Here is a 23,853-nt window from a genome sequence, read left to right as displayed (position 1 = left end):
ATCCCGGAATGGACTCTATAGAAACTCTCCTATACTGTTTTGCTTGTGAGCAAGGGGACGCGATCCCTTGCCCGGCCTACAGGAGGACCCATGCTGAACCTGTTTAACGAGGTCATGAACTTCGCATCCCAGCCCGCCGTCATGATCGGCGGCGCGGCCGCTGGTGCCACCGTTACCGCCCTGACGCACTTCGTGCTCAGCCGCGCGGACAAGGCGGCGGCGAACGGCTCCGCGCCTCACTCGTAGACCACGCGGCAGGTGGGCGGCGGAAGCCGCCGCCCACCTGCCCACCTGACCTTCAGCGCCCTTCCGAGAAAGGTGATCATGCACCCGCTTTTGCAGTCTGCACTGTTCCTGGAGGACATCCACAACAAGCGCGGCTGGGACCAGCCCCCAGCCCTCTACCTGTTCACCGTCGCGCCTACCAACGACCGGCACGAGGTCCGCGAGGTTCAGCTCGCATCGTGGCTGCGCGGCGAGGTGTTCGACAGCGTTCGCTTCTACCGGCGGGCAGTCGGCGCCGCGTTCCATCAGGAACCCGCGCCCGCGCCCGGCTTGGCCGCCGCCGTTGTCGTCCATGAGACCTGGGTGGCGATGGACGCCCACCCGGAGCGGCAGCGTGTCCGCGTCGTCGTCGCCGGCGAGCCGTCCGGGGCGTTCACCCTCGTTCAGCGGACAGCTCTCGGCAATGATCTCGAGACCCGCGTCAGCGATCGGGCGGGGCGTGGCGACATGCTGGCGTGGGAGGTGTCCGGCCTGGCCGCCACGCTGAGCGGAGAGGCTATGCCCGCCCTGCCTTGACCGGATCTCGATCGCAGGTGCCCTGCCTCCCGATCGCGGAGGCAGGGCACCTGCATGTCATGGCCCCGGCATGGGCCGCTCGAGCTACGGCTGGGAGACGGGCACAGAGGAAGCGGCCAGCGCGGGGACCTCCAGGCGGCCCGAGAAGGGGATGGCGTCGCCGTCGAAGATCAGCGGCAGCTCCTCGAGCCCGTTGACGATGACACTGCGGTAGCGGAGGCCGTTGAGCATTCCCGGTTCCCCGGGCTGGCCCGCGGCGAGGATGCTGGGCGGAGTCCCGGTGAAGTTCGGGACCTGGGCCACCAGCCACACGATCCGGTCGTCGTCGGCTGCCGTGACGGGCTGTTCCAGGTTCGCCCACCGCCAGCCCGCCGCGGTGTACAGGGTGGCCTTGTGGAGGCTCTGGCCGGCCTTCTCGGCGATGCCGCCGATGTAGACGGCCACGCGCGAGTCCGTGCCGGTCTCGCCGTCGCCGGGTGCGGCGACGGCGACGCCGACCGCGGCGATCGAGGCACCCGCCGGCAGGATGGCGGTGGCACCGATCACGAGCGGGCCGGTGTGCTTGACCGCCCGGTCGCAGTACTGCGGAAGAACGGTGGCCGCCGCGAAACCGTGCAGTGCCGCTTCGGCCAGCCGGTCGGTGGCCGGGCCGGGCGTCCCCGGCGTGCAGGTGCAGCTCACGGTGACCGTCACCGGCTCGGCGCTGTTGCCGTCGCCGCAGGTCTGGTTGATGGCGATGTTCGTCATGCGTCCCCCTCGGTGGTCGTCAGTTGGCGTCAGCCGCGCCGAGGGTGGGCGCCGACACCGGCCATGAATTCATACACGTGTTCGAGTTTTACGGCGAGGGTGATCATGCGGCTCCAATCCGGGAGCGCTCGATGCGGGTCCGCGCGGCCGGGCTGGCCGCCATGAGCAGTTCGCGCGCCCGGGCGGCGTTGCGGGTGGCGTCGCCGCGGTCGGCACGGGCGGCGGCGTACTCGCGGCCGCGGCGCTCCTGCTCTGCCCGGCTGCGGGCACTGGCGGCCGCGCGCTGCTGAGACGGCCAGGTGGCCAGCAGGTCGCCGTCGGCGCTGATCCAGGTGGCCAGCCGGGAGCGCAGCCACGACGGCACCCAGCGGGGCCGGTCGGTGTACGGCCACGGGGTGCCGTCGCCGCGGTGGTTGAGCGCGTGCCGGACGTCGTCGATGGTGGCGCCCAGGGCAAAGGCGGGCCGCAGCAGCGACCGCAGGTGCCGCGCCCGCACCCGGCGCAGCACCAGGTCCTCGGCGCGGAGCCGCTCGCACGCCGCGAGCATCTGGAGCTTGGTTCGCGGCGTGACGGCGGCCGGCCACGACTCGGCCGGTGCCGCGGGTACGGCGCTCTCGCGCGCGCCCGCGTAAGGGGAAGTCTTTCCTCCTACAGAAGGTGGAGGAAGGCTTGAGGGGGTCCGAGTTACGTCCACAGGCAGCGTTTCCACAGGCCACGGCACCTGCGTCCAGTGCTCGCCGGCGGGGTCGGCAGCCGGGGCGGGCAGCAGGGACGGGCTGGCGTCGAGCTCGTCGGCGGCGGCTTCCAGCAAGTCGGCCGGCACGGTGAGGATGTACTCGGCGGCCATGTTGTCCCAGCCGTCTTCCAGCAGCCCTTGGCGGGTGCCGGGACGGTAGCGGGGCGTCGACCCGGTGACGGCGGTCACCAGCAGGCCGCGCTCGCGCAGCCAGGCGAGGCGGTCGGCGAGCACCGAACGCGACACGCCGGCCTCGGCGGCCATCACCGCCCACGTGGCGCCCTTGCGGGGAGCGGTCACCATGTCGGAGCCGGTGCGCGTGGCCAGCTGCCACACGATGCGCTGCAGGCCGCGCCGCCAGTCGGCGCGGCGGTGGCCGGCATCAGGGTGGGATTCGGTGATGCGCAGCCACAGGGCGCGCGACGCGGCGCACACCAGGCCGTCGGGCAGCGCGGCCAGCGCGGCGGCGCGTGCCGTCGAGGGGGAGGGGAGCGGCTCGCGGCCACCGGTGATCGTTCTGGGTCGAGGCGTGACTAGCCGACCCGAAGACTTGTCCACTATCGTGGTCTCCGAGAGCTATCGACCAGCACGACAAAGCCCTCGAACGGCGCGCCGTCGAGCTGGTCTCACGGGAGGTCTCCGCGCGGGTTTCCAGGCCACTGAGCGCGGGGGCCTTTTCGTTTGTGCGGGTGCCGCGCGAGCGCGGCCGCTTGGGCTCCTTGGGCTCTTCCTCGGGACTTCGCTGGTCAGGGCATGGCCGAATGACGAAAAACACGCACGTCATTAACCATCTTGGATTGAACAATACGAGACATGGGGCATGGGATCAACGTCGGTTCCCTCCGGCGGCCCGCGTGCGCCGACCGGTACAGGCCGTACCGGGCCCCACCTGCCGCTCCCCCCTCCTGGGGGAACACTCCGCCGCGGCACGGAGAGGCCTTCCCCGGGCGTGCGGCGAACGGCCCGGGCCAGCGCGGCGCGGCCGTCTCACGCCGCCCCCGCCCGGGCCGCAGAAAACAACTCCAACTGCTCGACGGCGTCCGGCCGGTACCTCCGCCGGCGGGGGACCGACTCAGGCCAGGCACGCAGCCGGCGAGGACTGCGGGCGACACCCTCATCCGGGCGATCCCATGGCTCGGTCGGCCAGGGAACCTCGGCCTCGGCCGGGCCGCGGCCGAGCATGTCCACACCGTCGAACGCCTCGTCGACCGATTCCGGGGACGGCGCGGTCGGCCACGGAATGTCCGGGTTCCAGTCGGCGTGATCCCGTTCAACCGGGTCCCGCTCCCAGGAATCGACCAGCCGATGCCAGATGCGCCGATGCTCCCGGTACAGGGCCCGCCGCTCGGCCGCCGCAACATCCCCTCCGAGTTCGGCCGCGGCCGCATCCAAGCCCCGCCTCCCGCGTACCCACCCGTCCGGGGCACGCTCGGCCAGCTGGTAGGCGGCCAGCACACGCAACGCCTCACTCGTGGCCGATCTCGACACAAGCGCCGCCCTCGCGACCTCCGTCGACCCGGTCGGCTCGCTGCACAGCGCCTCGTACACCAGCGCCACGACCGGGCCCAGCATGTGCAGCGCCGGATGAAGCACATCGATGCGGCCGCCCCTCCAGCGGATCCACCGCGCCTGCGCCCGGTACTCCGCCGGAACGCGCAGCCGGTAGCGGTCGGCCAGCTTGCCCCGCCCGGCCTCCACCCGTTCGACGAGGGCGTCCTCCTCGTCTCTCAGCCTCTGCAGGTGCCGTGCCACGACGGTGTAGTCCAGGCCGCACATCTCCGACAGCGACCGCACACCGAACGCCGGCTGCGTCGAACCGTCCATCCGCGCCGCGACCGCCATCGCCCGCAGGAGCAGCCTGATGGACGCGGCCGCGCGACCCCACCCGGCGACGCGCTCGGGGTCGCGCTCGGCCAGCCACACGCACGTCCTCCACTGGAGGATCTCCTGCCAGCAGTCCAGCACCCGCTCGTCGGCGATCTGCGGGTCAACCGTCGCAACCCCCCACAGGTTCTGGTCGTGGACCTGAGCCACCGCCAGCAGAGGGTTATCTCCACCGCCGACGGGAAGACCTCCGGAATCTACTTTGTATAGGACCGGACTCCGCACACCGCCCTTGAAGAGTGATCGATCCCGTGTGACGCCAGGACCTCCAGGCGCAGCGGGAGAGGGGAGGGTGCGGGGGGCTGTGGAGGGGTGGTTCGGGCTTGTGTTGCATCTGCGGGCATGCCGGTGAGCGGCGATGTCGGTGACCGATTTGTGCCAGTCCCAGCGCAGCCGTCTCTTGCGCTCGTGAAGGGAACGCGGCCGGGTCGTGCGGGAGTCGAGAAGCACCTCAAGGCCCGCCCACGCTCCGGAGCGGATGCCGGCGATGACTTCGTCGAAGCGGACACCAGCAGCGGCGATAGAGTTCAGCAGCCCCAAGCGGGCCTCGGAGGCGGAGGCGTAGCCGAGGGCCTGCCAGTCGCCGTCGCCGGCCAGGCGCTGCATGCGCGAGGGCAGGGGACGCCGACCGGAGGGCCTGGGCAGCCAGGGGTAGCCGTCGGCATCGAGGGCGACGTCGACGACGGTGCCACAAGCCGGGCAGGTACGGCCGGCCTCAGCCAGCGCCGGCCCGTCGGCTGCGGCGCCGGGGGAGACGGCTTCCACCGCGGCGAGCTCGGCGGTCAGCTCCTGCTGCAGCGCGGCCCAGACCTTCGCGCCGCACGGCCGCTTCAGGATCTGCTCGGCTTCCTCCACCGGCACCGTTAGGCGCATGTACCCGGTCGGCCGGCCGTCCTTGATCTTGTGCATGGCGCCGGGCGGGCGGATCTGGCCGGCGGGCCCGGACATCGGCTTGACGTCGATCGTGGGGAACCGGCGGGCCAGGGCCCGGGTCACGCGGCGCAGCTCCTGCCAGGGCAGGCGCCGCGACCAGCGGATGTACACGTGGCGGCCGCCGGACGGGCTGAGGTCGGTGATCGCGCGGCCGCCGCACCGTTCAACCAGTTCAACCAGCGCATCCGCTTCGGCGGCGACCTGCGCCGCTGCTTCGGCTGGCGTCGCGCCGCCGGTCAGAGCGCGGCCGACGTCCAGGTCCGCGACGAGCACGCGGCCCTGGCCGTCGTCGCCGTAGATCGACACGGTGGCCGGCCGGTTGGGCAACTGCGGGTGGTACGGCGCCAGCGGCCGCGAATGCAGGCCGTCGGGGAAGCTGTGACCGCCGTCAGGGGAGACGCGCACGCGCAGACGCCCGGCGATCAGTGGCGCGATGCGCGCCCACGTCTCGACGGCCTCGGCTTCCAGGGTGCGCGCCGACGCCCCACCGGTCGGGCCGGCATCGAGCGTAGGCCGCTCCTGCCGCGCGGGTTCGGGATGGGCGTCTTGCCCGTCAAGGGAAGAAGCGCGCCCACATATGCAGTTATGCGTGTCGGCAACGCCAGAATCACCCGAATGCGACACGCCGCACAAGGGCATGACTGGCAGAGCCGGGAGTCCATCGTCTATCGTGGTCTCCAGACCTGAAGGACCGGCCAGGCACGCGAGAGCTCGCCAGCCGACACGCGCCGGGCCGGGGTTCTGTAGAGGGTCCTCGCGCCGCAACCGCCAAGTAGTTGCGCGAGGGCCCGCTTCATTTTGCGGGTCTGTCGTTGTCGCCTAGAGCCGGTGAGCTATCCGGCCTGAGCGGGGTTCCTCCTTCTCGTCCTCCTGAGGTGCGTCAGCTAGCTGAACAGGTCAAGCTGCGACGGTGCTTTTGGCCCGCATCGACGCAAGCTCGAAGTCCAGCAGCATCTGCCGGTCGTGCATGTTCCGAGCCACCTCCAGCAGGACGTCCACCAGCGACGCCCCGGCTTCAGCCGCAGGGCCATGAGCCTCCGGGTCCGGATGCAGGGCACTGAGCAAGGTGACCAGGTAACGATTCAGGTTGCTGTATCCGCAGCTTCGAGCGCCGTTGTCCAGCCGCTTGCGAAGCGCCGGGGTGGGACGAATCATCGTCGGCACCGGATCCTGGCGGTCGTTGTCCTCCACGATGGAAGCCGCCTCCAGCAGGGAGTCCACCAGCGACGCTCCAGCCGCGGCCGCCGCACCGTAGACCTCCGGATCCGGGTGCAGGACACGGAGCAGGTCAACGAGGTAACGGCTGGTCTTGCGGGTGCCGTAGCCCTTTCTCAGAGCGCCGGCGTCCAGCCGCTTACGCAGGCCCGGGCCAGGGCGGATCATCGTCTGCACCCGCTCCCCCAGATGATTCTGAGGCATCCCGCACCCTCCTCCTTCAGCTGTGGCCACGGCCCGAAAGAAACAGTTTCATCGGACCTTGGACTCCTCCAGTCGCGGAATCTAGCACGTCCACGATCAGCGGACCTGTGACACGCCGTAGCTGCCATGAAAACTTCCGGACTCAGTGAAGCCACTGTTCCGGCGCCTCGTCGAACGGCCACCTCCGATGCGGTGCCGCGACCATCAGGCGAAGGGGCCGCGGTCACCGCAGATCCCGCCCGTCCGCGGGGGCGCGGGTGGCCCGGATGAGCCGGCAGGAGGTCGGGTCGCCGTCGACCTCGCTGTCGATACGGTCGATGGTGGTGACGGTCAAGCCGTGCTCGCCCAGGAGCCGACACCACAGCGCGGGCTCGAGCACCCACCGGTACACCGTGTCGGGGTCGTGGCCGGCGATCTGCAGCCGCTGCGGCGATGGTTCGACCGTCTCCGCCGGGCCCTCGCCGAGGTAGTTGGTGTGCAGCACGGAAACGGCCAGCAGACCGCCCGGCCGCAACGCGGTGAAGATGCCGGGCAGCAGCACCGCCGGAGGGGTGAAGCACAACGCCCCGTGAACGCTGATGATCACATCGAACGGGGCGGTTTCCTGGAGGTAGTCGACGGCGTCAGCCTGCACCAGCGTCAGGCCCGGGATCGATCCGTAGGAGGAGACGGCCCGCTCGTGCTGAGCCGGTGCGCTTTCGACGCCGGTGACATGCGCGTGATGGTGGCGGGCCAGATGGGCGGCGTACCGGCCGGTGCCGCAGCCCAGATCCAGCACCCGGCGGCCCGCCAGCGGGCCCAGCACCCGCGTGCCGGGCCCCGCGCTGCCGAACCCCCACCGGATATCCGAGGCCGGTTGCATCACCGTTCCCCGGCGCAGGTGATGGCCGCCGTACCGCTCCCACGCCCGGCCGTTGACTGATCGGGTCTCAGCCGTCACGGCGCGCCCTCCGACCCGGCAGAGCTGACGCGATCGTGCTGCAACAGCCACAGGTCACGGAACAGTCCCGGCCGGGCCGTCAGCTCGGTGAACGTCCCCTCGTCGATGACGCGCCCGGCTTCCATGACCACGATCCGGTCGGCGACCGCGGTGTTGGAAAGGTTGTGAGTGACCAGCACGACCGCCCGGTCCTTGGCGAGCTCACGCAGCCCGGTGAAGATGCGGTGCTCGGCGCGGGCATCGAGGTCGGAGGTGGGTTCGTCCATCACCAGCAGCCCGGCATCCCGGTGGATCGCCCGGGCGCCCGCGATGCGCTGCCACTGCCCCGACGACAGGGCCACCCCGCCCCACCATTCGCGGGCCAGCAGTGTGTCCAGGCCGCTGCGCAGCACCGCGATCACCGCGTCGGCGCCGCTGGCGGCGGCCGCCCGCCGTACCGCGTCATCGGCCTCGGGGCAGGGCTGGCCGAGGGTGATGTTCTCTCGGGCGGTCATCGGCCAGCGGGCGAACTCCTGCGGCACGACCGCGCACTGCTTCCACACCGCGTGCGCATCCAGGTCGCGGGTGCTGATGCCGTCCCAGGTGACCACCCCGTGCGTGGGCAGGTTCAAGCCCGACAGCAGCTTCATCAGGGTGGTCTTGCCGGACCCGTTCTCGCCCACCACGGCGACGATCTCTCCCCGGCGGACCTCGAAATCCACCTCGCGCAAGGTGTCGGACTCGGCTTCGGGGTAACGGTAGGTGACCTGGTGCAGGGCCACGTGCCGGGGGCGGCCCGGGACGATGTCGCCGCGGTCCAGACGTTGCCCGGCCGCCTCGTCGATGAAGTCCTCCCAGTCGTCCATGTACCGGCCGGTGCGCATGAGCTCGGTGCCGTAGCCGACGATGCCGTGCAGCCCGCCGGCGGCCGAGCGCAGCGCGAACACCAACGTGCCGGCGACGGCCGCACCGATGGTGCCGGTGCCGAGCAGCACCATCACCCCGGCCCACATCAGCGCCGCGGCCAGGCCGCTGACCGCCGATCCCAGCAGGCTGATCTTGGCGCGCTGCCAGGTGGCCTCGTCGACGGTGCGGTCCACCCGGGCGCCGCTGGCCCGGTACTTGCCCAGCAGGTAGGGAGCCAGGGTGTCGGTGCGGATCTGGTCGGCCTGGTCCTTGTGGGACAGGTGCCAGCGCAGCATGCTCAGCATCCGCCGGTCGTGGAAGGTCCGCAGCGTCGCCAGGTAGGTGACGCGCTCGCCCGCGACCGACGCCAGCGCCTGCGGCACCGCGGTCAGCACCAGCAGCGGCAGCAGGAGCGGCGCCAGCGCGGTGACGACCACGGCCGCGGCGATCAGCGTGGCCGCCGAGGACACCAGGTTCTGCGACTGGCCGATCATGCTCCGGCTGACCTCGACGCCCCGGTCGGCCTTGTCGTAGCGGTCGTTGAACCCGGGGTGGTCGTAGGCGGCCATCTCGGCGTTCGTGGCCGCATGGAGCATGCGGTATTCGGCCTCCCGGGCGATCCGCGGCCCGAGCCGGTTCGACAAGCTCTGGATCGCGATCCCGAGCACCGCGCGCAGCCCGGCCGCCCCGGCCAGGACCGCCACCGACGGCAGGGCCGCGACCAGGTTCGCCGGATCGCGGGCGGACTGGATCAGCGCGGCCAGCGCCGCCGTGGTGGCCAGCAGGCCGAGCGCCTCCAGCAGACCGGAGACGACCTGGCAGGCCAGCAGGATGATCGTCGAGCGCCGATCCACTGCCCAGGCCAGGACGAAGGAGCGGCGCACCAGCGACGGCAGGCGGGCGGCGAGGCTGCGCCCGGTCAGATGCCGGGCCAGTTCGGCGCTGTCACCACCGCTGAAGTTGAATGTCAGCTCTTCGCTGTGCTGCCGGGGGGTGGCGTCGGTGTCGGTGACCGCGGTCTCATCAGCCACGTCAGCGGCTCCTGTTCAGGGTCGGGAGGGGTCCTGCGGCAAGGCGCGGTGCGCCATAGCCGACGAAGAGCTCCTCATCGGACGGGAGGGCAACCGGGCGGGGCCATCCGGCCTCACCCGAAGGGATGCACGGACCCAGCGGGACGAGCCACGCGGATTCGCGCTGTCGGCGGACTTACCGATTCGCCCGGCCTGGACGGAGAAATCCCGTCACGCCAGGATCAGAGCATGCGCATCCTCCTCCTCGGCGGCACCGTCTTTCTCGGGCGGGCACTGGCCGCCGACGCCCTGCAGCGCGGCTACGACGTCACCACGTTCAACCGCGGCCGCTCCGGCCCTGATCTTCCCCGGGTGACGGCGATCCGCGGAGACCGCACCAGTGACGAGGACCTGGAAGTGCTCGCCGCCCGCGGCCCGTGGGACGCGGTGATCGACACCAGCGGCATGACCACCCCGCTGGTGGAGGCCTCCACGCGCGCCCTGGCCCGCAGCGTCGGCCGGTACATCCTGATCAGTACCGTGAACGTCTATACCGGCTGGCCCACCGACCCGCTGGATGATGACTCCCCGGTGCGGGAGTACACGCCGGTCGGCCCGCCGGGCGAGTCCGGCGCCGATGAGTACGGCCGGCTGAAGGCGGGCGCCGAGCTGGCCGTCACCACCACCTACGCCTCCCGGGCGACCCTGCTGCGGCCCGGAGTGATCCTGGGCCCGCACGAGAACGTCGGCCGCCTGCCGTGGTGGCTGAACCGCGTCCAGGATGGCGGCCGCATCCTGGCGCCCGGACGGCCGGATTGGCCGATCCAGCCGATCGACGTGCGCGACGTCGCCCGCTTCGCCCTCGATGCCGCCGAACGCGACCTGGCGGGCTCCTACAACCTGACCGCGCCGATCGGCAGTTCCACCATCGGTGAACTCCTCGGCTTGTGCCAGGAGGTGACCGGGGTCAAGGGCGAACTGGAATGGGTGGCTGATGCGTTCCTTCGCGAGCAGGGCGTCCCCGAATGGGTGGGCCTGCCGCTGTGGCGCGACTACCCGGGCACCTGGCACGTGGACGCCGCCCGCGCCCGCGGCGCCGGCCTGGTGTGCCGGCCGCTGGCCGCGACCGTCGCCGACACGTGGGAGTGGGTGCGCGGCGGCATCGCCCTGGAAGGGGAGCGGTTCGCCGAGCTGGGCATCTCCCGGCAGCGGGAGGAGCAGATCCTCGCCGCGTGGGACGCCCGCCGCGGCGGCGACTAGGCACCGCCCGGGGGAAGCGCCCGCACGGTGGAGGCGGCGGCGAAGACGGCCAGGTTCTCGCGCAGGTCGTGCACCGCGCGGATGGTCGGCATCGCGGCCAGCGGGGCCCGCAGGCCGCGCAGCCGGTGCAGTACCGGGAACGTGCGCATGTCCGCCGGCAGCGCGAACACCGGGCGCAGCGTGGCGTGCGCGCCGGCCACATCCCCCAGCAGCAGCTGGGCGGTGCTCATGTCGAGCAGGATGGTCGCCTCGACGATGGGTGAACGCTGATCGGCCGGCGCGGCCCGCGACAGCTCCAGCGCCTGCCCGGCGTGCTCGATGATCAGGCCGGTGAAGTAGCGCAGCGCCGCCGCCTCCAGCTCGCTGTGGCGGCGCTGGGTGAGCTCCAGGAACGCGGTGGAGGCGCACCGCTCCTCCCGGATGCGGTCCCACTCGAACACGCCGCCGACGTAGGCCAGGTCGTCGTCCTCGCCTGAGGCGGCGGCCCGGGCGTCCTGGGCGGCCCGCACCGCCTGCAGCACCTGGTCGGCGTCGCCCAGATGCGACCAGGTGCGGGCCTTGATGCTGTTCAGCCGGGCGCTCGGTACCCCGGTCGGGCGGTGCTCTTCACCGCGGTGCACCGCGACCAGCGCGTCGGAGGGAGCATCGGACCAGTACGAGCTGGTCGCCTGCATCCCGCGCGCCCACACCGCCAGCGGCCCGTGGCCGATGTTGTTGGCGTGCGTCCACGCCGCAGTGGCGTGATCGTGCGCCCACCGGTGCTCGCCCAGGTCGATGCTGGCCTCGGCGAGCAGCGCGCACAGCAGCCCGTTGAGGAACGTCAAGGTGCGCACCTGCTCAGGTTGCCGGGTCTGGCCGGTCAGCGTCTCCACCTGGGTCCGCAACGCGTTGACCTTGGGGAACATCACGACCGGGGACTGCGACAGGTAGGTGCGGGCGGTGCGGACCACGTCCGCTTCCAAAAGCTCCAGGGTGCTGCGGCCGATCGCGGCCTCGGCCTGGGCGGCGGACTGTCGGGATTGCTCAGCGGCGCTCATCATCAACTCGTGCAGGGTGCGTGCGGCGGGCGGGGGCTCATAGGTGCTCCAGATGGCGCCTGCGGCCGGGGACAGGTCGATGACCTCATCCGCGCCGACCGGGGTGGGTGCGGTGACCGGAACCAGCCGGAACAGGTCCTCCACCTGGCAGTTGAACATGTCGTGCAGAATCCGGCACGCGTCCGGGTTCGGGGCGGTTTTCACATCCCCGGCCAGCCACCGCCGGTACTGACGGGTGGTGACATCCGGGTTTCGCAGGCCGAGCCCGACCCCGGTGCGCCGGTAGGACTCCAGGAACTTGGCGTACTTCAGCAGTCCGCGGGCGCGCGCAAGCTGTTTGAGGTAGGTCTCCTCCACCTGCTCCACGGTGTAACCGACCCTTTCCGGCGGGTGCTTGTCGACCGCAGCGTAAGCCGCCGCCTCGGCGGGTGGAAGCGTCATGCGGCAGATGTCCGGGCAGACGTCCGCCCCATGTCCGAAGCGGACACGGGGCGGCGCGCACCTGCGGTCCCCGGCGGGTGTTTCAGTCCTGCGCCTCGCCCCAGTAGTCGGTGAGCATCTCGCCCGGCCACGCGGGTTCGCGTACCGCGCCCCGGGGGCCCATCTCGATGAAGTAGGGCGCCAGATCGTAGACCGGGGTGCCGTCGATCGCGTCCAGGTCGGTCACGTGCAAGTCCAGGCCGTCGACCTTCACCAGCCGGGGGAAGGACTGTGCGAGCTGGTTGGGCCGGCGGTGGTTGCGGTGCACGAACGTGCCGGTGGCCGGCCAGGCGGGATTGCCCCGCGGGCTGCGGGCGTGCAGAGCGACATCCTCAGGTGCGGCCCGGTGGAAGTGCCAGACGACCAGCAGGTGGGAGAACTCCTCCAGGCCTTGGACGACCTCGAGGGGGAAGTCGGCGTTCAGGCGGATGATCGCCGTGCCGCTCCAGTGGTCGTCGGTCGGCTCGGTCCGCCCGCCGACCACGGTGCCGATGGGCAGGATCGTCAGTGAGTCTGCCATGGGTGTGCCCTCGTCCCTTCGTCGTGAGGTGATCAATCTACGTGGGCCAGGTACGAGGCGGCTCGCGCGTCCAGTTCGGTGATGGCCGCGATCTTGCGGTGCCGGTACGGCGACAGCAGGTGGCGCATGTCGACGACCGCTTGCCGGGCCCGCCCCGAGTAGATGCCCTCCTCCATCGCGTCCAGGGCGGTGCTCCAGCTGACGCAGGCTTCGTCCACGCTGCCGGCGGCGATCTGCGTGGCGCCCAGGTATCCGAGCGTCACGACATGGGTGCGGCGGAAAGCGGACCCGCGGGTGCGGACGCTGCGCCGGAACTGGCGGATGGCGCCTTGGCGGTCACCGCAGTCCCGCAACGTGCAGGCGGTCTCATGGGCCAGCGAGGCCTCGGCGAAGAAGAAGGTGCGCTGTGGTTCCTCGATGTCGGCGCTGGCCGAGGCGAGATCATCCTCGGCCTTCAGCAGCGCCTTGGCCGCGGCCTGCTTGCTGCCGCTCGCGGCCAGGGCGCGGGCGCGCACGACCCCGAGCAGCGCCCGCTCCCGGGGGGTGGCGCAGGTGTAGCGCCGGCCTTCCATCGAGGCCGTCGCCAGGCTGAGGCCTTGGGCGGCGAACCCCAGGTCGATGGCTTGGTGCGCCATGGCGCGCAGGATGTGGCCGGCCAGCGGAGGGTCATCGGCGCGCGCCGCCAGCTTCACGGCCAGAGTGAAGTACTGCTGGGCCAGGGCGTGCTCGCCGCTGTCGAAAGCCATCCAGCCGGACAGGTAGGCCAGCTCCGCGGCGGCGGAGAACATGTCCCGCCGGACCTGCTCGTCGGGGAATGTCCCGTGCAGGAACGCGGCGACGTCGGTATGCAGGTACTGCACCAGCGCCTTCCTGCCGTGGCCGCCGCCGCGCCGCTGGTCGATCCGGGAGAAGGCCGCGGTGAGCTCCTGAACGGTGGTCACGTCACCGCGCCCGACCCGCTGATGCTTGGTCGGCGCGGGGGAGCGGGCGGCCATGGCTTCCCACCATTCCTGGTCGGGCAGCGCCAAGGCGGCCACCGAGTACACCGCGCCGCTCAACAGGCTTCTGCGGTCTGCGTCCACGTCCGTTCTCTCCACGTCGGTCAGCGCGATCAGCGGGTCGACGCGCCATTCCAGCACCTGCTGCGCGGACGCGTTGGGAACGGCGAACCCGAGCTCATCGGGGGTGACGACACGCTTCAGGCGGCGGGACAGTGCCTGGCACAAGATTATGGGGGCCGCGCCTGATGGCTGCGTCCCGGCGACCCACATGCTGATGTGGGAACGGCCGACGCAGGTGTAGCCGAGCAGGTTGTTCTCCTGGGCGACGCGGTTGAACGCACTCGCGGCCTGCGCCCGTGACCAGCCCGCTTCACTCAGCAGCGCGGCAAGGCGCTCGTTTCGTTCGCGCGTCATGGGGCGCCTCCGTGCCAGACGGATCTTTGACCACTTTGACCGGCGTGCGTGGGCGGCGGGGCCGCTGCCACGTCGTGCAGCTCACCGTAGTCGCCAGCATCGGCGCTGTCGGGGCGAATGGCCACAAGCTCCCATCCGGCCCGCAGATGATCTTTGACCACTTTGACCACCCTGCAGGTCTTGACCCCATACTCATCCGGCCTTGATCACGGTTCGCTGGAAGATGTCCGCCGATGACATCCGCCCGAAGGGGGGAACCGATGAGGGCTCCATCCGGGTCCACCGCAGCGACGGCCGCCAGGCCCGGCCGGATGCCTTGCGGCTCCGTTGCGGCGGAGCCGCGGGCTTCCGATGCGGCGCCCCCGGGATGTCCGATCCCGTGTCCGAAACGGACACGGGACACCTTCAGAAGTCACCATCTGCGACATCCCCATGTCACCACGTCACCCACCATGATCAGATCACGCCTTGCCCCCGCGTCCGAAGGTCCTTCGAGATGACCGAGCACACGAGCACCAGCGGATTCGACCCGCACACGCCCGCCGTCTACCGGGTCTATCAAGGACTGTCCAGCGACGGGAAAGACGCCTTCGCCGCAGACCGGGAGGTCGCCGCGCAGCTCACCGTGCTGATACCGGCGGTGCGGCAGGCCGCCCGCGCCAACCTCGCCTTCCTGGAAGCGGCCGTCCGCGCCGCGTCCCAGCGCGGCGTGCGCCAGTTCCTCGACCTGGGCGCCGGCCTGCCCCGGCCCGACCGCAACCTGCACGACGTGGCCCGCACGATCGAGGAGGACATCCGGTTCGTCTACCTCGACCACGAAAAAGCGGTCATCACCCACTGGCAGGGGCTGCTGTACGGCGAGCACGGCGCAGGGCTGGCCGCCGTCCTGGGCGACGCGCTGCACCCCGACGAGGCGCTGGCCCTGTCGCAGGCGTGCGGGCTCATCGACCCGGCGCAGCCGACAGGGCTGATCATGGGGGCGCTGGCCCACTTCTGGGATGACGGCACCGCAGCGAAGACGATCACCTCCTACATGGAGGCGCTGACCGCCGGAAGCATGCTGATCTTCTCGCACGCCACCAGCGACGGGCACGACCCCGAGCAGATCGCCGCCGCCAAGGACATCTACCCCGTCGATGTCCACCCGCGCACCGCCGCGCAGATCCAGCGCCTGCTCACCGACCCGGGACCGCACGGTCCCGGCCTGGAGCTGCTCAACCCCGGCCTGGTGTCCGTGCACGCCTGGCCGAAACCGCCTGAGGAAGGTGTGCCGCCCGGCCCACCGGCGGGTCTAGCCGCCGTGGGGGTGAAGCCGTGATCCCGCTCACCGGCCCCGCCGCGGACATGCTGCGCCGAGCCGCCCGTCCACCGCGGGACCGGACCGCCCTGCGGCATCTGCTGACCGCCCTGGAGCCGCACCGCGTCCGCCCGCACCTCGTCGACGACCACGACGGCCCGCGACTGCGCATCGGGGAGCTGCTGATGGTGGCGGCCGACGCGGACGGGACGGTGTTCTTCTGGCCGACCGGACGCACCACCGACCCCCGCAGCCGCCGACCGGGCCGCGAGCTCATCGCCCACCACCCAGCCGACCAGGTCGACCGGGCGGCCGTGCGGATCTCCCACCGCGTCACCGAGATCGTGCTCGCGACGCTTTCCCCATCCCCGCCCACCTCGCCTGCGCCTCCGCCGCCGGTGAGGCCATGAGACGGCCGGCGGGCAGGCGCGGACCACCGTCTGTCCGCCGGCTCCCACGCGCGCCCGCACCCCTGGACGCGTGATGCGGGCCGGCCGCGGCCCTCCCCACGAGGCCCGGTCGGCCCGCACGACCGCCACGAGGAGAACCACTGTCATGTTCAGCGGTACCGCCCCCGCTTATGTACGACCCGACCTCGGCTTCAGCTTCCACCATCGGCCCGGCCCGCACGACGCCGGCGCATGGGTGGCGACCTGGCACGGCCGCCTGACCGTCGTCCAGGTACAGCTCCTGCGCCTGCATCAGCTCGCCCGGCCCGGCGCCGTCACCTTCTCGCGCACCGATGACGGCGCCTGGACCTTCACCGTCACCGCCCGCGCCCTGGCGGACCTGACGGCCGCCTGCCACCGCTGGCAGGCACGGGCCTGGCGCGTGCAGAGGAAAGCCCGGTGACGCCCGCGCGCCCGCTGGCCGCAGGCGACACCGTCTACATCCACTCGCTGAAGGGCGGCTTCATCGACGGGCGCAAGGGGCAGTGGATCATCGGCCGCACCGGGACGGTGACCGCCGTCCTGGCCGGCGGCCAGCATGCCGAGGTGGCCGTCGATACGACCGGCCCGCCGTCGGTGACCGGTCGGCAGAGCACCTGGACGCTGGCGGTCTCCGGTCTGGAGCTGATCACCGCGGGCGCGTCCGGGCGAAAGCCGCGGTTGGGCGACTGTGCCCGGGTCGAGCGGATCTTCCTCAGCCACGGCGACCTGTACGCGCTGAGAACCTACCTCGTGGGCCAGTGCGGAAAGATCGTCGCGCTGCGCGGCGGCACCCACGCCCTGGTGGAGCTGGAGGAGTCGGTTCCCGCTCCGGGTGGCCGAGCGCACCGCTTCACCTTCCACCTGGAGGACTTGGCCATCACGCCCGCCGCGCCTGAGCCCGCGCGCCCGCCCGAGTACGGCACCGCCCTGACCGGCGACCGCCTCCGGCACGCCGCGGGGCTCCCGCTCCGGCACCGCAACGGACCCGTGACCGCCGCCTGCGGCACCCGCGCGAACCTGATCCTGATCGGGGAGTGGTCACCGCCGTTCGACCCTGACCTGGAGCGCACCTGTCCTGCCTGCGCCACCGCCATCAACCGGCAGGAGCGTTCCCTCACCTCCGCCGCCTGACCGCGGAAGGAGACACGATGATCAATGGTGAGGCGTCCGCGCCTGCCTGGCCCACCGCCGCGACACGCCGCCCGCGCAGCTGGCCCTACCGCGAGCCCCCGCTGGTGTCGACGACCCTGTTCAGAGCGCACCGCGACTTCCTGCGATACGCCGCCGCCCTTCTGGTCGACTCCGGCATCGAGCAGTACCTGCAGGTCCCGTCCGGGCTGCTGGACGGCACCAGCGTGCACGAGATCGTCCAGCGGCGCCGCCCGGCCGCCCGGATGCTCTACCTTGACGACGAGGCCGAACCGCTGCGCTACGGCCTGGCCTACCTGACTCCGGCGGCCACGCCGTACGTGCATATGGTGCCGGGTGGTCTCGGTGACATCGCCGCGGCGCTGGCGCGCGAGGACGCAGCGACGGTGCTGGACTTTCTCCGGCCTATCGGAATCATCCTGGGCGGGATCACCGCCCACGAGCCCGAGCCGCGCGCGATCGCCGCGGCGCTGCACGAGCGTGCGGCACCCGGCAGCCGGCTGGTGGTCTCCCAGGCGGTCCACAACGACGCCGAGTCATCGGCCGAATCGTCGGCCAGGACGGTCAACGCCCTGCCCGCCCCCTCTGCCGAACCCCACACCCGTAAGTACGTCCGGGAACTGATGGCGGGCTGGGCGCTGCCGCGCCCGGGCATGACCGACGTGCGCGTCTGGCGGATGCCCGGCTACCGGCCGAGCACGTCGACTCATCGGCACTACCGGGTCGTCGGTGCCATCGGCAGGCGAGAGCCGTGACCGCCCGGCGCGTCTCGGGCCGGGCGCATGACCTCCGAGGCGCGGTCCGGGCTCCGCCCGCGGACGCCATGCCGCACCGCCGCCTCAGCGGGTTGACTGTGATATTGACTCTATGCGCTCTGACATGGATTGCTGTGGGAATTAGCGCTGAGGGCGAACCATCATGCCCGTCGCTTGGGTGCCCGCTCGCTGACTCTTTGAGACGAGATGTCGAAACCATCCTGATTTTCTTGTGCACTCACCTTTCATATGGCTTTGCACATGGTCCATAATTGCCACCCGTACGGACGATCAGGTGGTTTTCGTTAGCCATGGGAGTTGCCCGCATGAACTATCTCGCAGCGCGTCAGGGCATGCGCCGGGAGGCGGAGATGACGTGCGGTAACAGGAAGAGCGCGTTACCAGATGCACGGCAGGGGCAGCCCGGTGGACGCTTTTCAGCGACAGCCTCATCACCCTGAGCTATCCCCTGTCCTGACACGGCTGCCGGGCGTGATGCCGGTGCGGCTTCATCCACCATCATCACGCAGGCCGGTGGACGCCCGACTGCTCTGCGCATGGGATACGAATGACCGACAAGATATTGAACCTGAAAACGCCGAAAGCGCCGGTAAGTGGCGGTAAACGGGAGATTGACTCCCCTCTTCGCGTCCCCGAGCTTCCCGGCTGCCGCCTCACCACGGCAGCCTGACCTCCAGACCAGCGCGGCGGACGGACCCCACGGGGCCCGGCGCGGCCGCCGCGCTTCCCGCTCGCACGCCCCCGACAAGTTCGGCTCTCAGGGCGTGCGCGTGCGGGCCGGCCGACACCTCCCCCATGGTGTCGGCCGGCCCGCGTAACCCCGCCGCACCAGGACGGCATCACCCCCCAAGCACCAGCCGCGGCAGGCATGACACCGCGCCCGGCCCATCCGCTCTCGACCCCGAGGACCTCCCATGTCACATCTCCTGATCGAGGTGCTCCTCACGCTGTGCCTGGTGGTCACCGCAGTGGTCGCGGTGCGCCAGTGGCGCCTGTCCGCCGCCCTGCACCGCCGGCACGCCGAACTGCTCGGCGAGCTGCGTGCCCGCGATGAGGAAACCCGCCACCTGGTCGAGACCCGGCTTCCCGCGCTGGCCGAGTCTCTGATCCAGCCGTCGGTGCCGGTGCCCGGGCTGCTGCATCCCCATCTGGAGTCCTCAACGTTCGGCCGCAGCGTGCAGGCGGCGATGGGGCTGCTGGAGCACCACGTCCGCGCCGCGCTGGGCCGCGCCGACCAGGCGGCACGCGCCACACTGGCGGCCACGATGCGCGGCATGCAGAGCCTGGCCGGCGAGCAGCGCCACGCCATCTCCGCCATGCAGCGCCGCTACGACCACCCGGACATCCTCAGTGACCTGCTGGGAATCGACCACATGAACGCCCAGCTCGGCCGACGCGCCCAAGCGATCGCGGTCTTGTGCGGAGCCTGGCCGGGCCAGCAGCGCGGCGATGTCCCCCTGGAGAACGTGGTGCGCGGCGCCACCTCCCGCATCCGCGACTATCCGCGCGTGCGCACCACCGCACGGCCCGACCTGGCGCTCCTCGGCCGGGTGGTCGAACCCGTGGTGCTGGCCGTGGCCGAGCTGCTGGACAACGCCGCCCGCCATTCGCCGCCTACCACCGGTGTGGAGGTCAGCGTCTACCCGGTGCACACCGGGGCAGTCATCATGATCGACGACGGCGGCATCGGTATGCATGAGCACGAGCACCGGCACGCCACCGAGATCCTGTCCGGCGCGCAGCCGGTCGACGTCACCCGGCTCGGCGATCCTCCGAAGATCGGGTTCGCCGCCATCGGGGCGCTGGCCCACCGCTACGGCTTCCAGGTCAGCGTGGATTCACCCTCGCCCTATGGCGGTGTGCGCGCCGTCATCCTGCTGCCCACCGAGCTGCTCGCCCACCCCAGCGTCCCCGAGGTGCCCACCTTGCCGCCCCCGACTCCCGCCCCGGCCGCCTTGGCCGCCCCGGCGGCGGGCCTCTACCCGCAGCGGCGGCGCCGGGCCGCCGACCCGGCGCTTCAGCAGGCCCAGCCACCCGCCGCCGCCGCGCCGCCGCGCTCGCCGCAGCAGGCCGCCGCCGTCGCGGGTGCTTTTCAACGGGCTCCGCGCGAGGCCCGCACCACCGTCTCGCCGTCACCGGAAGGGAATCCGTCATGACCAACACCCCCGTTTGGATGCTCGACGATCTGGTGAACCTGCCGGGCGTCCGGCACGCGGTCGTCTTCAGCGCCGACGGCCTGATGCAGGCGCACTCGGCCGGGATCACCCGGGATGCGGCCGACACCTTCGCCGCGGCCGCCACCGGCCTGCAGTCCCTCAGCCGCGCCGCCGCACCCTTCAGCGCCGACAGCCCGAACGCCCTGTGGCGGCAAACCCTGGTGGAGTTCGACAGCGGCTACCTGATCGCCGTGGCCGCAGGCCCCGGCTCCTACCTGGTGGTCTCCTGCACCAGCGAGGCGGACCTGGAGATGATTCTCTTCCGCGTGCACCACCACGTCGGCCGGCTCGGCCAGGAGATGACCAGCCCGCCACGCAACGGCGCCCCGATTCACTCATGACCGGGGCCGGGCGCGATGACGATCTGGTGCGGCCGTATGTGGTGACCGGCGGCCGGGCCCGCAGCCGCATCTCCTTCGACGTGGTGACGCTGGTGGTCACCGTCGCCGGCGCACCCGCCGCAGGCCATGACGCGCACGCAAGCCCGGAAGAACGCCGGATGCTGGCGCTGTGCCGCGGCGGCGCCCTGTCGGTGGCGGAGATCTCCGCCTACCTGCACCTGCCCACCAGCGTCACCAAGGTCGTGCTCGGCGACCTGACCGAGGCCGGGCTCGTAGCCACCCGCGCGCCCGCACCCGTGGTCACCGGACCCAGCGTCGAACTCTTACAGGAGGTACTGGATGGGCTCCGCGCCCTGGTCTGAACGCCCCCAGGCGGCCTATCTCGGCGCCACGGTAGAACGCTCGGTGAAGATCCTCATCGCCGGGCACTTCGCCGTCGGCAAGACCACCCTGGTCGGCGCTCTGTCAGAGATCCCGCCGCTGCGCACCGAGGAGGTCATGACCCAGGCCGGCGCCGGCGTCGACGACCTGGCCGGGGTGAGCGACAAGGCCACCACCACCGTGGCGATGGACTTCGGCCGCCTGACCCTCAACCCTCACCTGGTGCTGTACCTGTTCGGCGCCCCCGGGCAAAAACGCTTCCAGCCGCTGTGGCGCGACCTGGCCTACGGCGCGCTCGGGGCGCTGGTCCTGGCCGACACGCGCCGCCTTCAGGAGTCCTTCCCGGTCATGGACATGGTCGAAGAACACGGCCTGCCCTACGTGGTGGCGGTCAACCAGTTCGACGACGCCCCCGCCGTCGACCTGCCGGTCCTGCGCCGGGCCTTGGACCTGCTGGAGGAGACCCCGCTGGTCGTCTGCGACGCCCGCCACCGCGCCTCCGCCGGCCAGGCCCTCATCACCCTCGTGCAGTACCTGCTGACCCGCGCCGTCAAGGAGCCCGTATGACACCCGCCCGCCACCGCCTCCCCGGCACCGAGGCCGCCCCGCCCGCCGGCACCGGCCCACCGGCGACCACCCGCGAGGCCGGCCACCGAGCCGGGGTGCCGCTGTACGGGCCCGAATTCGCCGCCGACCCCCACGACCTCTACGACCGGCTGCGCCGCCACTACGGGGAGGTGGCGCCGGTCGAGCTCGCCCCCGGCGTGCACGCTTGGCTGGTGCTCGGCTACTACGCCGCGCTGGAGGTGCTGCGCAGCCCGCACCTGTACTCCAAGGACCCGCGCACCTGGCGCGCCCTGGCCTGCGGTGAGGTGCCCGCCGACAGCTCCGTCATCCCGATGATGGGCTATCGGCCCAACGCCTTGTTCTCCGATCCGCCAGCGCATGACCGCTACCGCCAGGCCATCGCCGACAGCCTCGCCCGCATCGACGACCACGTGCTGCACACCTCCGTCGCACGCACCGCCGACCGGCTGATCGCCTCCTTTGCCTCCCGCGGCCGCGCCGACCTGCTGATTGAGTACGCCGCCGTGCTGCCGGTGCTGACCGTCAACGCCCTGTTCGGCCAGGCCGACGACGCCGGCCCGCGGCTGGTGGCCGCCCTGGCGAAGATGTTCGAGGGCGGCGAGGACGCCATCGAGGGCGACCGGCTGTTCACCCGGTACATGATCGACCTGATCGCCTCCAAGCGTGATCGGCCGGGCCCGGATGTGACCTCCTGGCTGATGGCGCACCCGGCCCGGCTGAGTGACGAGGAGATGATCCACCAGTGCACCCTGCTGATCGCGGCCTCTGCCGAACCGGTGCAGAACCTCATCGGCAACGCGCTGCGGCTGCTGCTGGCCGACGACCGCTTCGCCGGTGACCTGTCCGGCGGCATCATGTCGATCGAGGCCGCCCTGGAACAGGTGCTGTGGCAGGAACCGCCGATGGCCAACTACGCCGTCCACTACCCCCGCCGCGACCTCGTCCTGCGCGGCGCCACGCTGCGCGCCGGGGATCCGGTCGTCGTCAGCCTCGCCGCCGCCAACATCGACCCAGCGCTGAATCCGGCCGCCAGCCGGGCAGGCAACCGCGCCCACCTGGCCTTCAGCGCAGGCCCGCACGCCTGCCCCGCCAAAGACCCCGCCCGCCGGATCGCCACCATCGCCATCGAACGACTCCTGGACACCCTGTCGGACGTACGGCTGACCGTGCCCGCCACCGACCTGCAATGGCGCATGGGGCCGTTCCAGCGCGCCCTGACCGCTCTGCCCGTGCACTTCACTCCGGTCCATCCCCCTGCCATTGGAGACCCCACGTGGACACCGTCCCCGCTCCCGCCTGCCCCTTCCGCATCGACCCCACCGGCGCCGACATCCACGGCGAGGCCGCCCGCCTCCGCGCCGCCGGACCGGCCACGCGGGTGGAACTTCCGGGCGGCGTTCAGGCGTGGGCGGTAACCGACTACGAGCTGCTGCGCACCCTGCTGGCCGACCCGCGCGTCTCCAAGGACCCCAGCCGGCACTGGCCCGCCTTCGCCGCCGGTGAGATCCCGCAGGACTGGCCGCTGTTCACCTGGGTCGCCGTGAAGAACATGTTCACCGCCTACGGTGACGAACACCGGCGGCTGCGCCGCCTGATCTCCCCGGCGTTCACCCCGCGCCGCACGGAAGCGCTACGGCCGCGCGTCCAGCAGATCACCGACGCTCTCCTCGATGACCTGGCGGCCGTTCCGCCCGGCCAGACCGTGGACCTGCGCGAGGCATTCGCCTACCAGGTGCCGATGCGGGTCATCGCCGAGCTGTTCGGCCTGCCCGACAGCGCGCAAGATGACATCCGCCGCGTCGTCGACAGCGTCTTTCACACCTCCGCCGACGCCGAGGAGATCCTCGCCACCCAGCGCGACGCCTACGCCATCCTCAGCGGCCTGGTCGCCGCCAAACGGGAAAACCCCGGCGATGACATGACCAGTGACCTGATCGCCGCCCGCGACGACGACGGCGACTCCCGCCTCAGCGAGGAAGAGCTCGTCGACACGCTCTTCCTCATGATCGCCGCCGGACACGAGACCACCGTCAACCTCATCGACAACGCCCTGTACGCGCTGCTCACCCACCCCGAGGAGCTCCAGTCCGTCCTCGCGGGAAAGACCACCTGGGAGGACGTGATCGAGGAGGCGCTGCGCTGGCGGGCACCGGTGGCCAACCTGCCGCTGCGCTACGCCGTCGAAGACATCACTCTCGACGACCACGGCATCGTGATCGGCAAGGGTGAGCCGATCCTCGCGGGCTACGCCGCCGTCGGCCGGGATGCGGCCCTGCACGGCAGCGACGCCGACCAGTTCGACCCCGCCCGCGCGACCCGCCGCGAGCACCTGGCCTTCGGCTATGGCGCCCACTACTGCCTGGGCACCTCCCTGGCCCGCCTGGAGGCCGGCATCGCCCTGTCGTCGCTGTTCGCGCGCTTCCCCGACCTGGCCTTCGCCGTTGCTGCCGAGGACCTGCAGCCGCTGGCCTCCTTCATCGCCAACGGCCACCGCGCCCTGCCGGTCGTCCTGACGCTCGGCACCGACCCTCACCGGTAATCCCGCGCGTTCCTGGGGTCGGGCCGATCAGCCCGACCCCAGGAGCAGTGATCGGCCGGTCGACCTCA

The 23,853-nt window shown here is 71.5% G+C and carries 23 protein-coding genes; 14 read left to right on the top strand and 9 right to left on the bottom strand.

What is annotated here, in order from left to right; genetic code table 11:
- Positions 1–90: 90 nt before the first annotated feature.
- Together HS045_RS30295 and HS045_RS30290 are read left to right on the top strand one after the other, a co-directional pair.
- Complete coding sequence (locus HS045_RS30295) at positions 91–246, top strand: hypothetical protein (protein ID WP_196455033.1); 156 nt, start codon at positions 91–93, stop codon at positions 244–246.
- Between the two features lie 78 nt (positions 247–324).
- A complete protein-coding gene (locus HS045_RS30290; protein ID WP_196455032.1) occupies positions 325–801 on the top strand; it encodes a hypothetical protein in 477 nt (158 codons plus the stop codon).
- A gap of 84 nt (positions 802–885) precedes the next feature.
- On the opposite strand, the gene HS045_RS30285 is transcribed toward HS045_RS30290, so the two are convergent.
- The 6 genes from HS045_RS30285 to HS045_RS36305 all read right to left on the bottom strand — a co-directional run bounded on the left by HS045_RS30285 (position 886) and on the right by HS045_RS36305 (position 9,376).
- Positions 886–1,548 (bottom strand): hypothetical protein, encoded by a 663-nt coding sequence (locus HS045_RS30285; protein WP_196455031.1) that lies wholly within the window; start codon positions 1,546–1,548, stop codon positions 886–888.
- Positions 1,549–1,651: 103 nt separating this feature from the next.
- A complete protein-coding gene (locus HS045_RS30280; RefSeq protein ID WP_196455030.1) occupies positions 1,652–2,842 on the bottom strand; it encodes a hypothetical protein in 1,191 nt (396 codons plus the stop codon).
- A 429-nt stretch (positions 2,843–3,271) separates the two neighbouring features.
- On the bottom strand, positions 3,272–5,725 hold the full coding sequence (locus HS045_RS30275) for a hypothetical protein (RefSeq protein ID WP_196455029.1): 2,454 nt from the start codon (positions 5,723–5,725) through the stop codon (positions 3,272–3,274).
- A 273-nt stretch (positions 5,726–5,998) separates the two neighbouring features.
- Complete coding sequence (locus HS045_RS30270) at positions 5,999–6,520, bottom strand: hypothetical protein (RefSeq protein ID WP_196455028.1); 522 nt, start codon at positions 6,518–6,520, stop codon at positions 5,999–6,001.
- A gap of 223 nt (positions 6,521–6,743) precedes the next feature.
- The gene (locus HS045_RS30265; protein ID WP_196455027.1) at positions 6,744–7,460 is read right to left on the bottom strand and encodes a trans-aconitate 2-methyltransferase; all 717 of its coding nucleotides are present in this window, start codon (positions 7,458–7,460) and stop codon (positions 6,744–6,746) included.
- Entirely contained in the window at positions 7,457–9,376 is a 1,920-nt protein-coding gene (locus tag HS045_RS36305) for an ABC transporter ATP-binding protein (RefSeq protein WP_196455026.1), read from the bottom strand. The genes HS045_RS30265 and HS045_RS36305 overlap by 4 nt, the downstream gene beginning before the upstream one ends.
- Positions 9,377–9,604: 228 nt before the next feature.
- Here HS045_RS36305 and HS045_RS30255 point away from each other — a divergent pair, with 228 nt between their 5' ends.
- Positions 9,605–10,615, top strand: coding sequence for an NAD-dependent epimerase/dehydratase family protein (locus tag HS045_RS30255; RefSeq protein ID WP_196455025.1), 1,011 nt, complete (start codon positions 9,605–9,607; stop codon positions 10,613–10,615).
- On the opposite strand, the gene HS045_RS30250 is transcribed toward HS045_RS30255, so the two are convergent.
- The 3 genes from HS045_RS30250 to HS045_RS30240 all read right to left on the bottom strand — a co-directional run bounded on the left by HS045_RS30250 (position 10,612) and on the right by HS045_RS30240 (position 14,067).
- Positions 10,612–12,093, bottom strand: a complete 1,482-nt coding sequence (locus HS045_RS30250) for a hypothetical protein (protein ID WP_196455024.1) — start codon at positions 12,091–12,093, stop codon at positions 10,612–10,614. The two genes, HS045_RS30255 and HS045_RS30250, sit on opposite strands and share 4 nt — an antisense overlap.
- Positions 12,094–12,175: 82 nt before the next feature.
- Positions 12,176–12,652, bottom strand: coding sequence for an SAM-dependent methyltransferase (locus HS045_RS30245; protein WP_196455023.1), 477 nt, complete (start codon positions 12,650–12,652; stop codon positions 12,176–12,178).
- Positions 12,653–12,684: 32 nt separating this feature from the next.
- The gene (locus tag HS045_RS30240; RefSeq protein WP_196455022.1) at positions 12,685–14,067 is read right to left on the bottom strand and encodes a hypothetical protein; all 1,383 of its coding nucleotides are present in this window, start codon (positions 14,065–14,067) and stop codon (positions 12,685–12,687) included.
- Positions 14,068–14,563: 496 nt separating this feature from the next.
- On the opposite strand from HS045_RS30240, the gene HS045_RS30235 reads away from it, so the two are divergent.
- The 11 genes from HS045_RS30235 (at position 14,564) to HS045_RS30190 (ending at position 23,785) form a co-directional block, all read left to right on the top strand.
- Positions 14,564–15,385 (top strand): SAM-dependent methyltransferase, encoded by an 822-nt coding sequence (locus tag HS045_RS30235; RefSeq protein WP_196455021.1) that lies wholly within the window; start codon positions 14,564–14,566, stop codon positions 15,383–15,385.
- On the top strand, positions 15,382–15,774 hold the full coding sequence (locus HS045_RS30230) for a hypothetical protein (RefSeq protein ID WP_196455020.1): 393 nt from the start codon (positions 15,382–15,384) through the stop codon (positions 15,772–15,774). Before HS045_RS30235 ends, HS045_RS30230 begins: the two co-directional genes overlap by 4 nt.
- 145 nt (positions 15,775–15,919) lie before the next feature.
- Complete coding sequence (locus HS045_RS30225) at positions 15,920–16,216, top strand: hypothetical protein (protein WP_196455019.1); 297 nt, start codon at positions 15,920–15,922, stop codon at positions 16,214–16,216.
- Positions 16,213–16,926, top strand: coding sequence for a hypothetical protein (locus HS045_RS30220; protein ID WP_196455018.1), 714 nt, complete (start codon positions 16,213–16,215; stop codon positions 16,924–16,926). The genes HS045_RS30225 and HS045_RS30220 overlap by 4 nt, the downstream gene beginning before the upstream one ends.
- Positions 16,927–16,943: 17 nt before the next feature.
- Complete coding sequence (locus tag HS045_RS30215) at positions 16,944–17,699, top strand: SAM-dependent methyltransferase (protein ID WP_196455017.1); 756 nt, start codon at positions 16,944–16,946, stop codon at positions 17,697–17,699.
- Positions 17,700–18,634: 935 nt separating this feature from the next.
- Entirely contained in the window at positions 18,635–19,876 is a 1,242-nt protein-coding gene (locus HS045_RS30210) for an ATP-binding protein (RefSeq protein ID WP_196455016.1), read from the top strand.
- Positions 19,873–20,277, top strand: coding sequence for a roadblock/LC7 domain-containing protein (locus tag HS045_RS30205; protein WP_196455015.1), 405 nt, complete (start codon positions 19,873–19,875; stop codon positions 20,275–20,277). Before HS045_RS30210 ends, HS045_RS30205 begins: the two co-directional genes overlap by 4 nt.
- 26 nt (positions 20,278–20,303) lie before the next feature.
- Positions 20,304–20,639 (top strand): DUF742 domain-containing protein, encoded by a 336-nt coding sequence (locus tag HS045_RS30200; protein WP_307827802.1) that lies wholly within the window; start codon positions 20,304–20,306, stop codon positions 20,637–20,639.
- On the top strand, positions 20,617–21,225 hold the full coding sequence (locus tag HS045_RS30195) for an ATP/GTP-binding protein (protein WP_196455013.1): 609 nt from the start codon (positions 20,617–20,619) through the stop codon (positions 21,223–21,225). Before HS045_RS30200 ends, HS045_RS30195 begins: the two co-directional genes overlap by 23 nt.
- Positions 21,222–22,661, top strand: coding sequence for a cytochrome P450 (locus HS045_RS35065; protein WP_230885098.1), 1,440 nt, complete (start codon positions 21,222–21,224; stop codon positions 22,659–22,661). The genes HS045_RS30195 and HS045_RS35065 overlap by 4 nt, the downstream gene beginning before the upstream one ends.
- A complete protein-coding gene (locus HS045_RS30190) occupies positions 22,625–23,785 on the top strand; it encodes a cytochrome P450 (protein ID WP_307827804.1) in 1,161 nt (386 codons plus the stop codon). The genes HS045_RS35065 and HS045_RS30190 overlap by 37 nt, the downstream gene beginning before the upstream one ends.
- Positions 23,786–23,853 lie beyond the last annotated feature (68 nt).

The sequence above is a fragment of the Planomonospora sp. ID82291 genome, from assembly GCF_015711645.1.
Taxonomy (GTDB): Bacteria; Actinomycetota; Actinomycetes; order Streptosporangiales; family Streptosporangiaceae; genus Planomonospora.
The sequence above is the reverse complement of the archived record's forward strand: the minus strand, read 5'-3'. Positions and strand labels throughout refer to the sequence as shown.